The organism is Stenotrophomonas sp. STEN046 (assembly GCF_056759755.1).
In genome coordinates this window covers 38,882-51,358 of the sequence record NZ_JBRRDR010000004.1, presented here as the reverse complement: position 1 = coordinate 51,358, position 12,477 = coordinate 38,882, and the positions used below count along the sequence as shown (strand labels likewise).

Below are 12,477 nucleotides of genomic sequence, written 5' to 3'. Positions count from 1 at the left end.
TGCCGATGGTGGTCGCCCTGCTGGCGGCACTTGCACTGGCAGGCATCGCGCTGCTGGTGCTGGGCATGCGGTTGCGTTCACGCAATCGCACGCTGGCGGCGCTGCAACGCGATCGCTTGACCCTGGCCAGCGAGCGCGACCAGCTGCGCCGCACAACCGAGCGCCAGGGCCAGCTGGAACAGCAGCTGCTGCAGGCCAAGCAGGCCGCCGAGGCCGCCGTGCTGGCCAAGGGGGAGTTCCTGGCCACCATGAGCCACGAGATCCGTACGCCGCTCAACGGCATCCTGCCGATGCTGGAGCTGATCGCACGCGGCCCGCTGGGCGAAGACCAGCGGCAGATGCTGGCCACCGCCTCGGCCAGCTCGCAGCAACTGCTGCGCATCGTCGATGACATCCTCGATTACTCGCGGCTGGAAGCACAGGCGCTGGAACTTGAGATCACCACCTTCAACCTGCGCGAACTGCTCGACGGTGTCGTGCAGCTGCTGCAGCGTGCCGCCGAGGCCAAGGGCCTGGCGCTGAGCCTGCACCTGGATCCGGCCGTGCGCCTGCCGGTGCGCGGCGACCCGGTGCGCCTGCGCCAGGTGCTGGGCAACCTGCTGGCCAACGCCATCAAGTTCACCGCACGTGGCCAGGTGCAGTTGCGGGTAATGCGGCTGGGCGAGGGCCCTGCCCAGCACCAGCTGCGATTCGAAGTGGTCGACACCGGCATCGGTATCGACCCATCCCTGCAGGCACGGTTGTTCCAGTCGTTCAGCCAGGCCGATGCCTCCACTACCCGCATCTATGGCGGTACCGGCCTGGGCCTGGCCATCTGCAAGCGCATCACCGATCTGATGCACGGCGATATCGGCGTGCGCTCCACGCCCGGCCAGGGCGCCACGTTCTGGTTCGAAGTACCGCTGCTGAAAGTGCCTGGCGACCTGCCCGCGCTGGCGCGCGCGCCGGCGCCATTGCTGCTCTACAGCAGCGACGCGCAGCTGCAGGCGCGGGTGGAACGCATCGCGGTACACCACGACCTGCAGGTGCAGCCCCTGGCGAGCCTGGACGATGTGATCGAACGCCTGCGCAGTGCAGCGCGACCGGGCCACAGCGCGCCACTGTGGCTGCTGGTGGATGCACGCCGGCGCCGCAATGGCGAAGCGGCGCTGCAGCGGGCGTTGGCCGAACGTGGCGACGACGATGCGCTGCAGGTGGTGTGGCTGCAGGACGAAGCGCTTGAACCCCGCGCGCGCCAGCAGGCGTTGCCGGGCACGTTCAGCGACGCCGCCCTGCATGCACTGCTGGGGCAGCCGACGGCCGTCGCGCGTCCGACCGCGTTGCTGGCCGACGCCGGCAACGCGATGCCGCCCGCCGCCTTGCCAGCCCTGGATCTGTGCGTGCTGCTGGTCGAGGACAATACGGTCAACCGGATGGTGGCCGAGCACCTGCTGAAGACCTTCCATTGCCGGGTCCTCAATGCCGCCGATGGCGAACAGGCATTGATCGCACTGCGCGAAGGCGGTATCGACGTGGTGCTGATGGATTGCCAGATGCCGGTGCTTGATGGCTATCGCGCGACGCAACGCTGGCGTGACGAGGAAGCCGAGGCAGGCCGCACGCGGTTGCCGATCATCGCGATGACCGCCAATGCCATGGCCGGTGATCGCGAGCGCTGCCTGCAGGCGGGCATGGATGACTATCTTTCCAAGCCGATCGCCCGCGAAGGGTTGCATGCCCTGCTGCAGCGCTGGGGCCAACGGGCCGGCACAACCGTGGCGCCGCGTGTGCCCGAGCCGGTCACAGTCGATGCCCCTCCTGCAATGGCGACGCCGCCGTCGCAACCCGTGCTCGATCGCAGCGTGCTGGAGGAACTGCAGGCGGTGATCGGCGATGCCGCCAGCCAGATCGTCGCGGTGTTCCTGGAGGATGCTCCCCTGCTGGTACAGCATCTGCAGCAGGCCGCGCAGGCCGGTGATATCGAACACCTGCAGGCGTTGTCGCACAGCCTGAAATCGTCCAGCGCGAATGTCGGCGCGTTGTCGCTGTCAGCGGTCGCGCAACGGATCGAACGTGAGGCGCGCAGCGGCAGCCTGCAGCGCCCTGCGGTGGCAGTGGCGCTGCTGGTGGCCGAATTCGCCCGCGCACGGGTGGCCCTGACCGGTTACCTGGCGCAGCAGCGCAGCGACCCGGTCGGCTGAATCACTCTTCGAGCTTGCTCAGCAGGTACTTCGGCTCGCCGATACGCTCGATCAGCTCAAGCTGGGTTTCGAGCCAGTCGATGTGCTCTTCCTCGGAATCAAGGATCTTCACGAACAGCTGGCGGCTGACGTAATCGCCAACGGAATCGGAATAGGCCACCGCCTCGCGCAGGGTAACCACGCCATCGCGTTCCAGCGACAGGTCGCACTGCAGGATCTCGGTCGGGTTTTCACCGATGCGCAACTTGCCCAGCGCCTGGAAGTTCGGCAGGCCTTCAAGGAACAGGATGCGATCGGCAAGCATGTCGGCATGCTTCATCTCTTCGATCGACTCCTTGTACTCATGCTCGGCCAGTTCCTTGATGCCCCAGTTCTTGAGCATCTTGGCGTGCAGGAAGTACTGGTTGATCGCGGTCAACTCGTTGTAGAGGACCTTGTTGAGGAATTCGATGACCTTGGTGTCGCCCTTCATGGGGATGCTCCTGCACGCTGAAATCGCGGGCACTGTAACGCCTTGCGCGTGCGCGTGAAGGAACGCGAATCGTGCGCATTGGCCTGTGCGGCCAGCAGTGAAGGAGAGGAGAGCGCGGCGTCAACGCACCGCCAATGACTCAGGCGACCTGTGCCAGGCCCAGTACCGGCAACGGCAGATCGTGGGTAGCGCGTGCCTTGGCCAGCAGATCGCCGGCCATGTCCAGACAGGAACCGCAGGTAGCGCCGCATCCGGTACGCATGGTCAGCTCGGCCACCGACGTGACGCCATGGCTGGCGGCTTCGCGGATCTGGTGGTCGGTAACACCGTTGCAGATGCAGACGTACACGGGCAGGAACCAAGGCAGCAGGCCGGTAGCGGCCTGATGGCTATTCCAATGGAAACGAGAATGGTTGTCAATCAGAGACCTGAACCATTCTCGATACCGTTCAGCCGCTCAGGTGATCGGCCCGTCGCCCTGTGCCTTCTTGGGCCAATAGCCGCGGCTGCGCGGACGCTTGCGGGGCCGGTCGTGGCCGGCGGTATGGCCGGGCATCCAGGCCTCCGCCGCGCTCTTGGGCATGGCACTGATGCCCTGCCCTGCCACGCCTTGGGCCAGCGGTGCCAGATGACGCAGCGCACGCGCATAGACGCCCCGCTTGAACACCACCACGTGTTCCACCGGGTACCAGAAATCCACCCAGCGCCAATGATCGAACTCGGGCGAGTCGGTGTGGTCCAGGCTGACGTGGGCTTCATCACCGGTCAGCCGCAACAGGAACCAGACCTGCTTCTGGCCGATGCAGACCTGGCGCTCATTGCGACGAATGGCACGCGCCGGCAGCTTGTAGCGCAGCCAGCCCGGTGTCGCTCCAAGCACTTCCACGTGCTCGGGCAGCAGCCCGGTTTCTTCCTGCAGTTCACGATACATGGCCTCGACAGGCGTCTCGTCGGTGTTCATGCCACCCTGCGGGAACTGCCAGCCATCCCGGCGCACGCGTCGTGCCCAGAACACCTGCCCGTCCTGCCGCATCAGCACGATGCCGACGTTCGGTCGATAGCCGTCCGGATCGATCACGATGCGGACTCCTAAGAAAATCTACTGGCTGGGACTATCCCATGCCCTCTGCCGGGCCACAAGCACGATACAAAAGTGTTGACAGTCCTCGTACACATCAGCAGAATAGCGGGCTCACCAAGGCTATGTAGCTCAGCCGGTTAGAGCACAGCACTCATAATGCTGGGGTCGGTGGTTCGAGTCCACCCATAGCCACCATGTTGAAGTTGTTTTTCAACATGAAAAATGTGAAAATAGTTCTACGTTACATTGCCCCTTAGCCAAGCGGTAAGGCACCTGACTCTGACTCAGGCATCGGTGGTTCGAATCCATCAGGGGCAGCCAAATTAAAAAGCAAAAGGCCTGATCGAAAGATCAGGCCTTTTGCTTTTTAATTTGGTCGCGCATTCCACCCTATCCCCGCGCCGTTGGCGCGCCCCCTTGAACATCAAGGGGGCTCCTCTTCAGAAAGACCACCACCACGGGTAGTGCCGGCCGCTGGCCGGCAACCTGGTCACGCACTCCACCGCTGGCACCCGACCTCCAGGCCACCATTGCGCTTCTGGAGAAAAGCCCCCTTCTTGTTGAAGGGGGCGCGCCAACGGCGCGGAGATAAGGTGAAATGCCTGTCCGCAAGCCCATAACGCAAAAAGCCCGGCCAAAGGCCGGGCTTTTTGTAGTTCTGGGCGCAGTGGATCAGCGCTTGGAGAACTGGGTGGCGCGGCGGGCCTTGTGCAGACCGACCTTCTTACGTTCGACTTCGCGGGCGTCGCGGGTCATGAAGCCGGCCTTGCGCAGCTCGGACTTCAGGGTTTCGTCGTACTCGACCAGAGCACGGGCGATGCCCAGACGGATCGCACCGGCCTGGCCGGTGGTGCCGCCGCCAGCGGCGGTGACCAGGATGTCGAAGCTCTCGGTGTTCTTGGTCAGCTCGAGCGGCTGGCGCACGATCATGCGAGCAGTCTCACGGCCGAAGAACTCGTCCAGCGGACGACCATTGACGGTGATGTTGCCCGAACCCTTGCGCAGGAACACGCGAGCGGTGGAGGACTTGCGGCGGCCAGTGCCGTAGTTTTGAGTGATAGCCATGATTAGATATCCAGAACCTGCGGCTGCTGTGCGGCGTGCGGATGCTCAGTGCCGGCGTAGACCTTGAGCTTGCGGTACATCTGGCGACCCAGCGGGCCCTTCGGCAGCATGCCCTTGACGGCAGTCTCGATCACGCGCTCCGGGTGACGCTCAAGCGCCTGAGCCAGCGACTCGGTCTTCAGGTTGCCGATGTAACCGGTGAAACGGTGATACATCTTGTCCTGCAGCTTCTTGCCGGTGACGACAATCTTTTCTGCATTGATGACGACCAGGTAGTCGCCGGTATCAACGTGCGGGGTGTAGACCGGCTTGTGCTTGCCACGCAGACGGCGGGCCAGCTCGGTGCAGAGACGGCCCAGGGTCTTGCCCTCGGCGTCGACGAGGTACCAGTCGCGCTGGACGGTCTCGTTCTTGGCAGTGAAAGTGCTCATGAAGAACTCTAGTTAGGTCGGGCTCATTGCGGCGAAGGACTCGCCGGAACTCTGCCACGCGTTGTGAAAGATGGAGCGTAAGGGGCGGCATTGTACGCAGCTTGCCCTGCGGGCGCAACCAGCGCGTGGCGCCCGGCTTGGCAGGGGGGCGGGGGCGGGCGAGAATCGGGGTCTCCCCGCTCCACGCCGTGCCGCCATGACCGTGCTCCGCCAGACCACCCCGCTCGACCACCTGCTGACCGAGGCGCAGCGCGCCCTGGACACGGTGTTCGGCAACCCGCCGGCCAGCCGCCCCTACCCGGCCACCGATACCGGCGAGCCGGGAATGGACAGTGCCGAGCGCCGCCATGCGGCAGGGCTGATGCGGATCAACCACGTGGGTGAAGTCTGCGCCCAGGGCCTGTACTTCGGGCAGGCAGCGGTCGCGCGCGACCCGGCAACCCGCGAACACCTGCTGGACGCCGCCCAGGAAGAGACCGACCACCTCGCCTGGTGCGCCACCCGGCTTGGCGAACTGGACAGCCGCCCGAGCCTGTTCAACCCGCTGTGGTACGCCGGCAGCTACACCATCGGCACGCTGGCCGGGCTGCGCGGCGACGGCTGGAACCTGGGCTTCGTGGTGGAAACCGAGCGCCAGGTGGAAGCCCATCTGGATGAGCACCTGGTGAACCTGCCTCCGGCCGACCTGCGCAGCCGCGCCGTCATCCAGGTAATGAAGGAAGACGAGGCGCGTCATGCCGAACATGCCGAGCAGGCCGGTGCCCGCCGCCTGCCGTTCCCCATTCCCGGCGCGATGGCGCTGGCCTCCAGGGTGATGAAGGCCATCGCCTACCGCATGTGAAGGGGCAACCCCCACCAACGGTGGGGGCCTACCAAACCACGCGGTGGAGGCCTACCAAACCACACGGTGGGGGCCTACCAAACCACACGGTGGGGCCCGACCGTTGGTCGGGCCGCCTTAGTTCGGCGACACCAGCTTCAGGCCGATCACGCCAGCCACGATCAGGCCCACGCAGGCCAGGCGCGCCGGTGAGGCGCTGTCGTTGAACAGGTAGATGCCCAGCACCGTTACGCCCATGGCGCCGATGCCGGTCCAGATCGCATAGGCCGTGCCCACCGGGATGTTCTTCATCGCCTGGCTCATCAGGTACAGGCTGATCAGGGCCGACACCACCGTAAGTGCGGTGGGCAGGGGTTTGCTGAAGCCTTCGGAGTACTTCATTCCAAGGGCGAATCCGATCTCGAACAGACCGGCCAGCAGCAGATAGATCCAGGGCATGGGTGGGAGCTCCTTACCTTTTTGAAGAAAAACAAAACGGCCCGGTGTTTTCACACCGGGCCGTGGGTCGGTACATCACCGTGGAACGAACAACTGCGCAAGGCGCGCGTTCCACGGGGCGGGTCGTCCCGCCTGGGTGGCGATGCCCGGAGGCATCGCGCACGGGTCACTCAGCCAGGTTGCGCCCGTGGAACAGCTCTTCGATCTCACGCTTGAGCAGCGCTTCGATCTTCATGCGTTCCTTGAACGACAGGTTCTTGGCCTTTTCCTCGAACAGGTACTGGTCCAGGTCGAAGTCCTTCAGGTGCATCTTCGTGTGGAAGATGTTTTCCTGGTAGACGTTGACGTCGAACATCTCGTAACGCGACTTGATGTTCTTGGCCAGGAAGTTCTGGATCGAGTTGATCTTGTGATCGATGTAGTGCTTCTTGCCCTTCACATCGCGGGTGAAGCCACGCACGCGGTAGTCCATGATCACGATGTCCGATTCCAGACTCTCGATCAGGTAGTTCAGCGCCTTCAGCGGCGAAATGACGCCACAGGTAGCCACATCGATGTCGGCGCGGAAGGTCGCGATACCTTCCTGCGGGTGCGTTTCCGGATAGGTGTGCACGGTGATGTGCGACTTGTCCATGTGCGCGACCACGGCATCGGAGATCAGCTCCTTGCCGGCCTGCTTCTTGTCGATCACCGGTTCTTCGGAGATCAGGATCGTCACCGAGGCACCCTGCGGATCGTAATCCTGGCGGGCCACGTTGAGGATGTTGGCGCCGATGATCTCAGCGACATCGGTCAAGATTTGAGTCAGCCTGTCGGCGTTGTACTCTTCATCGATGTATTCAATGTAACGCTGACGCTCCTCTTCGGTGCGCGCGTAACACACGTCATAGATGTTGAAGCTCAGCGCCTTGGTGAGGTTGTTGAAACCCTGCAACCTCAGGCGAGGCAACGGCTTGACCACGGCGGTCGATTCCTGTGTAAGAAGAGAAAGGATGAATTATGCGGCATAAGTGTCCCCGGGGGGAACGTGAAGACGCTCAGGTTCTGGCACACTGTTTGCCCTTAACAATTGCGCTGGTTAAGCTCCGCTATCGACCCCGTGAATCCATTCATGGAATCCGTTCATGCGCAGAGGGAGCGCCCCTATCGTGTCAACCGTGCGCCTAGCTAGCAGCCCATTGGCCTTGGACATCGCAACAATCGACCGCTTCCTGGCCCACAGCCACCGGCGGCGCTATCCCACCCGGACCGACGTCTTCCGACCGGGTGACCCGGCGGGAACCCTGTATTACGTCATCAGCGGCTCGGTTTCGATCATGGCCGAGGAGGACGAAGACCGTGAGCTCGTGCTGGGCTATTTCGGCGCGGGCGAGTTCGTCGGCGAGATGGGCCTGTTCGTGGAGTCGGACCGCCGTGAGGTGATCCTGCGCACCCGGACGGCCTGTGAACTGGCAGAAATCAGCTACGAGCGCCTGCATCAGCTGTTCCTCGGCCCACTGTCGGCCGACGCCCCGCGCCTGCTCTACGCGCTGGGCCAGCAGATTTCCAAGCGCCTGCTGGACACCAGCCGCAAGGCCAGCCGCTTGGCATTCCTGGATGTCACCGACCGCATCGTGCGCACCCTGCACGATCTGGCCCAGGAGCCGGAATCGATGAGCCACCCGCAAGGCAGCCAGCTGCGCGTCTCGCGCCAGGAACTGGCCCGCCTGGTCGGCTGCTCGCGCGAAATGGCCGGCCGCGTGCTGAAGAAGCTGCAGACCGATGGCCTGCTGCACGCGCGTGGCAAGACCGTGGTGCTGTACGGCACGCGTTGATGGCTGGGCAGTCGCCGGGCACGACCCGGCGCTACCCAAGGTGTCCACCACGGTAGCGCCGGGCCATGCCCGGCGGATCGCGGCAGGTGCGACCTACCATCGCACGTCCCGCACACCCGCTTCCGCTAGGCTCGGGGAATGGAACTGAGCAGCGAATTCTGGTGGTTCATCCTCATCGGCCTTGGTGCACAGCTGGTCGATGGTGCGCTGGGCATGGCCTTTGGCCTGGTCTCCTCGTCGGTGATGCTGGCCATGGGCATTCCGCCGGCACAGGCCAGCGCGGCCATCCACACCGCCGAAGTGTTCACCACGGGGGCGTCCGGCGTGTCGCACCTGGTCGCCGGCAATGTCGATAAACGCCTCTTCTTCCGATTGGCCCTGCCCGGTGCGCTGGGTGGCGCCATTGGCGCCTACGGGCTGACGCAGTTGCCCGGCGAAGTGATCCGTCCGCTCATCTACCTCTACCTGCTGGTGCTGGCCATCATCATCCTGGCCCGCGCGGCCCGCCGGCTGATGCCCAGGGGCGAGGTCAAGCGCGTGCCTGTGCTGGGCTTCGTGGCCGGCTTCCTCGATGCCAGCGGCGGCGGTGGCTGGGGCCCGGTGGCCACCTCGACCCTGCTCGCCCGCGGCGGCCAGGCACGTACCACCATCGGCACGGTCAATGCCGCCGAGTTCGTGGTCACCCTGACGGTTTCCGCCACCTTCCTGCTGTCGATGGGGTTGCACCACCTGCAGATCGTGGCCGGCCTGCTGATCGGCGGCATGATGGCCGCGCCAGTGGCGGCCCTGCTGGTGAAACGGCTGAAGGAGCGCTGGGTGCTGGTGGCCGTCGGTGTGCTGGTGCTGGCCATCAGCCTGTTCCAGATCGGCCACGCGGTGACCGGGTACCTGGGCCGCTGACCGCTCGCCGGGCATGGCCCGGCGGACCTCATGGATCAGATCTTGTCGCCGCCGCGATCGACGCAGCCCCAGTTGAGGATGCGGGTGCCGGCCGGCAGCACGCGGCGGAAGAACGCCACCTTGGCCGGTTTCGGGTTGACCACGACCGGTGCCTTCGCCGCCAGCAGCAGCGGCAGGTCGGCGGTGCTGTCCGAGTAGGCGATATCGATGTCGCCGTAGCCGCGTTCGCGCAGCATGCGCATCTTTTCTTCATTGTGGCAGTGCCGGGTCGGCCCGACGCCGCCCATCCGCGGCCCCACTTCGGTGCCGATGACCGGCACGTCCTGATGGGCGACGAAGGCCAGGATCGCGCGCGCCAGCTCCGGCGGCGCACCGGTGGCCACCACCACACGATCGCCCCTGGCGCGATGTGCAGCAAACACATCCAGCGCCTGTGGCAGCAGTTTCGCGCGCATCTGCGCTTCATTGCGGATCACATAGGCGTCGATCACCTTGTTGAACTCGCGCGCGCGGTGCAGGCCAAAGCTGCCGATCCACACATAGACCGAGATGCCCGCGCGCCGGGTCGGCAACATCGCCACCATCGGCCCGGCAATCGGGGTGACCAGCAGCGCGGCCAGCATCCGCAGGGGATTGCGCTTGATCAGCGAGGCGAACAGGTGGGTACCCGAATCACCGTCGTACAGGGTGTGGTCGAAGTCGAAGACCACCAGCGGCGCATCCTCGCGCGGCGTTGGATAGTGCGTTTTCATGCAGCGAAGAATAGCTGACGCAGGCCCTCGCCCGGCTCTTCAACCCGCATGAAGGCCTCGCCCACCAGGAACGTGTGGATACCGGCATCGCGCATCAGGGCTACGTCCTGCGGGCCGAGGATGCCGCTCTCGGTGACCAGCAGGCGGTCGCGCGGCACCGCGTTGCGCATGTCCAGCGTGGTCTGCAGCGATACCTCGAAGGTGCGCAGGTTGCGGTTGTTGATGCCGATCATCGGCGCCGGCACCTGCAGTGCGCGCTCCAGTTCGTCGATGTCGTGCACTTCCACCAGCACATCCATGCCCAGCGACATCGCCAGTTCGGAGAGCGTGGCCAGCTGGGTATCGTCCAGCGCGGCCACGATCAGCAGGATGCAGTCGGCGCCAAGCACGCGCGCCTCATACACCTGGTAAGCGTCGATGACGAAGTCCTTGCGCAGCACCGGCAGCGTGCAGGCCTCGCGCGCCTGCTGCAGGTAGGCGTCGGCGCCCTGGAAGAAATCGACGTCGGTCAGCACCGACAGGCAGCTGGCGCCGCCGAACTCGTAGCTGACGGCGATGTCGGCCGGGCGGAAATCGGCACGGATCACACCCTTGGACGGGCTGGCCTTCTTCACCTCGGCAATCACCGCCGGCTCGCCATTGGCAACGGCCGCCTGCAGCGCGCGCACGAAGCCGCGTACCGGCGGGGCGCTCGCCACGGCAGCCTGCAGGTCTTCAAGCGGGCGCTGGGCGCGGCGCAGGGCCACTTCTTCGGCCTTGCGGGCCAGGATCGTCTGCAGGATATCGCTCATCGTCGTCGGGTCGGTGCTGGGGCGGTGAGGACGACCATTATCGGCCATCGGATGGGTCAGGCTGAACCGGGCGCTCAGGCAACCAGTGCACGGGTAGTCTGCACGTACTGCTGCAGGCGGTCACGGGCACTGCCATTGGCGATGGCGGCGCGGGCGCGGGCCAGGCCATCGCCGATGTCGCTGGCCACGCCCGCCACGTACAGGGCGGCGCCGGCATTGAGCGCGACGATGTCCAGCGCCGGGCCCGGCTCGTTGTCCAGCACCGCACGCAGCATGGCAATGGACTGCTCTGGGCCGTCCACGCGCAGGTTGCGGCTGGCCGACATGGCAATGCCGAAGTCTTCCGGGTGGATCTCGTACTCGCGCACCTTGCCGTCGCGCAGTTCGCCGACCAGAGTGCCGGCACCCAGCGAGATCTCGTCCATGTTGTCGCGCCCCCAGACCACCATGGCGCGCTCGGCGCCCAGTTCGCGCAGTACCCGCGCCTGGATACCCACCAGGTCGGGATGGAACACGCCCATCAGCACCGACGGCGCATTGGCCGGATTGGTCAGCGGGCCAAGGATGTTGAAGATGGTGCGCACGCCCATCTCGCGGCGCACCGGCGCGACGACCTTCATCGACGGATGGTGGATCGGCGCGAACATGAAGCCGATGCCGGTCTGCTCGATGGCCGCGGCCACCTGTGCCGGCTGCAGTTCGATGGCCGCGCCCAGCGCTTCGACCGCATCGGCGCTGCCGGACTTGGACGACACGCTGCGGTTGCCGTGCTTGGCCACTCGCGCGCCGGCGGCGGCGGCGACAAACATCGCGCAGGTGGAGATGTTGAAGGTGTGCGAGCCATCACCACCGGTGCCGACGATGTCGACCAGGTGCGTGGTATCAGCCACCGGCACCGCCAGCGCGAATTCGCGCATCACCGTGGCCGCAGCAGCGATCTCATCGATGGTTTCCTTCTTCACCCGCAGGCCGGTGAGGATGGCGGCGGTCATCATCGGCGAGACGTCGCCGCGCATGATCTGCCGCATCAGGTCGACCATTTCGTCGAAGAAGATTTCGCGGTGTTCGATGGTGCGTTGCAGGGCTTCCTGGGGGGAGAAGCTCATCGGAATGCTCCTTGGATCAGGCCGCCGGGCGCTGCAGGAAATTGCGCAGCAGGGCGTGGCCGTGTTCGGTGAGAATGGATTCGGGGTGGAACTGCACGCCCTCTACCGGGAATTGGCGGTGGCGCAGGCCCATGATCTCTTCGATCGAGCCGTCCTCGTTCTCGGTCCAGGCAGTCACTTCCAGCACATCGGGGAGGCTGTTCTTGTCCACCACCAGCGAGTGGTAGCGGGTGGCTTGGTAGCGGTCCGGCAGGCCGGCGAACACGCCCTTGCCCTCATGGCGGATGGGCGAGGTCTTGCCGTGCATGATGTTGCCGGCGCGGATGACCGTGCCACCGTAGACCTGGCCGATGCCCTGGTGGCCCAGGCAGACGCCGAGGATCGGCGTGGTCGGCCCCAGGCGCTCGATCAGCGCCAGCGACACGCCCGCTTCGTTGGGCGTGCACGGGCCGGGCGAGATGACGATGCGTTCGGGCTTCTGCGCGGCGATCTCATCCACGCTCATCGCATCGTTGCGCACCACCTTCACCTCGGCACCCAGCGTCTGCAGGTACTGCACGAGGTTGTAGGTGAAGCTGTCGTAGTTGTCGATCATCCACAACATGG

Annotated in this window: 15 protein-coding genes and 2 tRNA genes; 6 read left to right on the top strand and 11 right to left on the bottom strand. The window is 65.2% G+C overall.

Annotated elements, in window-relative coordinates:
* The first annotated feature begins 5 nt into the window (after positions 1–5).
* On the top strand, positions 6–2,180 hold the full coding sequence (locus ACVOLJ_RS03415; RefSeq protein WP_481563453.1) for an ATP-binding protein: 2,175 nt from the start codon (positions 6–8) through the stop codon (positions 2,178–2,180).
* A gap of 1 nt (position 2,181) precedes the next feature.
* Here ACVOLJ_RS03415 and bfr read toward each other — a convergent pair whose 3' ends face one another.
* From bfr to ACVOLJ_RS03400, 3 genes are all read right to left on the bottom strand, one after another.
* Positions 2,182–2,652 carry a bacterioferritin gene (gene bfr / locus ACVOLJ_RS03410; RefSeq protein ID WP_475278562.1) on the bottom strand — a complete coding sequence of 157 codons (471 nt, stop codon included), beginning with the start codon at positions 2,650–2,652 and terminating at the stop codon, positions 2,182–2,184.
* Positions 2,653–2,791: 139 nt separating this feature from the next.
* Entirely contained in the window at positions 2,792–3,001 is a 210-nt protein-coding gene (locus ACVOLJ_RS03405) for a (2Fe-2S)-binding protein (protein ID WP_089237360.1), read from the bottom strand.
* Between the two features lie 108 nt (positions 3,002–3,109).
* Positions 3,110–3,730, bottom strand: a complete 621-nt coding sequence (locus ACVOLJ_RS03400) for an RNA pyrophosphohydrolase (protein ID WP_475278563.1) — start codon at positions 3,728–3,730, stop codon at positions 3,110–3,112.
* A gap of 121 nt (positions 3,731–3,851) precedes the next feature.
* On the opposite strand from ACVOLJ_RS03400, the gene ACVOLJ_RS03395 reads away from it, so the two are divergent.
* Positions 3,852–3,928, top strand: a tRNA-Met gene (locus ACVOLJ_RS03395).
* Positions 3,929–3,980: 52 nt separating this feature from the next.
* Positions 3,981–4,054 (top strand) — tRNA-Gln (locus ACVOLJ_RS03390).
* A 351-nt stretch (positions 4,055–4,405) separates the two neighbouring features.
* Here the strand turns inward: ACVOLJ_RS03390 and rpsI are convergent.
* Positions 4,406–4,798, bottom strand: coding sequence for a 30S ribosomal protein S9 (gene rpsI / locus ACVOLJ_RS03385; RefSeq protein ID WP_005411311.1), 393 nt, complete (start codon positions 4,796–4,798; stop codon positions 4,406–4,408).
* Positions 4,799–4,800: 2 nt separating this feature from the next.
* The gene (gene rplM / locus ACVOLJ_RS03380) at positions 4,801–5,229 is read right to left on the bottom strand and encodes a 50S ribosomal protein L13 (RefSeq protein WP_006398837.1); all 429 of its coding nucleotides are present in this window, start codon (positions 5,227–5,229) and stop codon (positions 4,801–4,803) included.
* Between the two features lie 196 nt (positions 5,230–5,425).
* Between rplM and coq7 the strand changes: the two genes are divergently transcribed.
* Positions 5,426–6,070, top strand: coding sequence for a 2-polyprenyl-3-methyl-6-methoxy-1,4-benzoquinone monooxygenase (coq7, locus tag ACVOLJ_RS03375; RefSeq protein ID WP_481563452.1), 645 nt, complete (start codon positions 5,426–5,428; stop codon positions 6,068–6,070).
* A gap of 117 nt (positions 6,071–6,187) precedes the next feature.
* Here the strand turns inward: coq7 and ACVOLJ_RS03370 are convergent, their stop codons facing one another.
* Together ACVOLJ_RS03370 and speD are read right to left on the bottom strand one after the other, a co-directional pair.
* Positions 6,188–6,508 carry a DMT family transporter gene (locus ACVOLJ_RS03370; protein WP_475278565.1) on the bottom strand — a complete coding sequence of 107 codons (321 nt, stop codon included), beginning with the start codon at positions 6,506–6,508 and terminating at the stop codon, positions 6,188–6,190.
* Between the two features lie 166 nt (positions 6,509–6,674).
* On the bottom strand, positions 6,675–7,469 hold the full coding sequence (gene speD / locus ACVOLJ_RS03365) for an adenosylmethionine decarboxylase (RefSeq protein WP_176022125.1): 795 nt from the start codon (positions 7,467–7,469) through the stop codon (positions 6,675–6,677).
* Between the two features lie 163 nt (positions 7,470–7,632).
* On the opposite strand from speD, the gene crp reads away from it, so the two are divergent.
* Both crp and ACVOLJ_RS03355 read left to right on the top strand, forming a co-directional pair.
* Positions 7,633–8,322 carry a cAMP-activated global transcriptional regulator CRP gene (crp, locus tag ACVOLJ_RS03360; RefSeq protein WP_132823893.1) on the top strand — a complete coding sequence of 230 codons (690 nt, stop codon included), beginning with the start codon at positions 7,633–7,635 and terminating at the stop codon, positions 8,320–8,322.
* A gap of 138 nt (positions 8,323–8,460) precedes the next feature.
* Positions 8,461–9,222: a sulfite exporter TauE/SafE family protein gene (locus ACVOLJ_RS03355; RefSeq protein WP_481563451.1), complete on the top strand. Its 762-nt coding sequence runs from the start codon at positions 8,461–8,463 to the stop codon at positions 9,220–9,222.
* A gap of 35 nt (positions 9,223–9,257) precedes the next feature.
* On the opposite strand, the gene ACVOLJ_RS03350 is transcribed toward ACVOLJ_RS03355, so the two are convergent.
* The 4 genes from ACVOLJ_RS03350 to ACVOLJ_RS03335 form a co-directional block, all read right to left on the bottom strand.
* A complete protein-coding gene (locus ACVOLJ_RS03350) occupies positions 9,258–9,974 on the bottom strand; it encodes a haloacid dehalogenase-like hydrolase (RefSeq protein WP_475278567.1) in 717 nt (238 codons plus the stop codon).
* Positions 9,971–10,765 carry an indole-3-glycerol phosphate synthase TrpC gene (trpC, locus tag ACVOLJ_RS03345; RefSeq protein WP_475278568.1) on the bottom strand — a complete coding sequence of 265 codons (795 nt, stop codon included), beginning with the start codon at positions 10,763–10,765 and terminating at the stop codon, positions 9,971–9,973. The genes ACVOLJ_RS03350 and trpC overlap by 4 nt, the downstream gene beginning before the upstream one ends.
* Before the next feature lie 74 nt (positions 10,766–10,839).
* Positions 10,840–11,871: an anthranilate phosphoribosyltransferase gene (gene trpD, locus ACVOLJ_RS03340; protein ID WP_475278569.1), complete on the bottom strand. Its 1,032-nt coding sequence runs from the start codon at positions 11,869–11,871 to the stop codon at positions 10,840–10,842.
* Between the two features lie 16 nt (positions 11,872–11,887).
* Positions 11,888–12,475: an anthranilate synthase component II gene (locus tag ACVOLJ_RS03335; RefSeq protein WP_475278570.1), complete on the bottom strand. Its 588-nt coding sequence runs from the start codon at positions 12,473–12,475 to the stop codon at positions 11,888–11,890.
* Between the last annotated feature and the right edge of the window lie 2 nt (positions 12,476–12,477).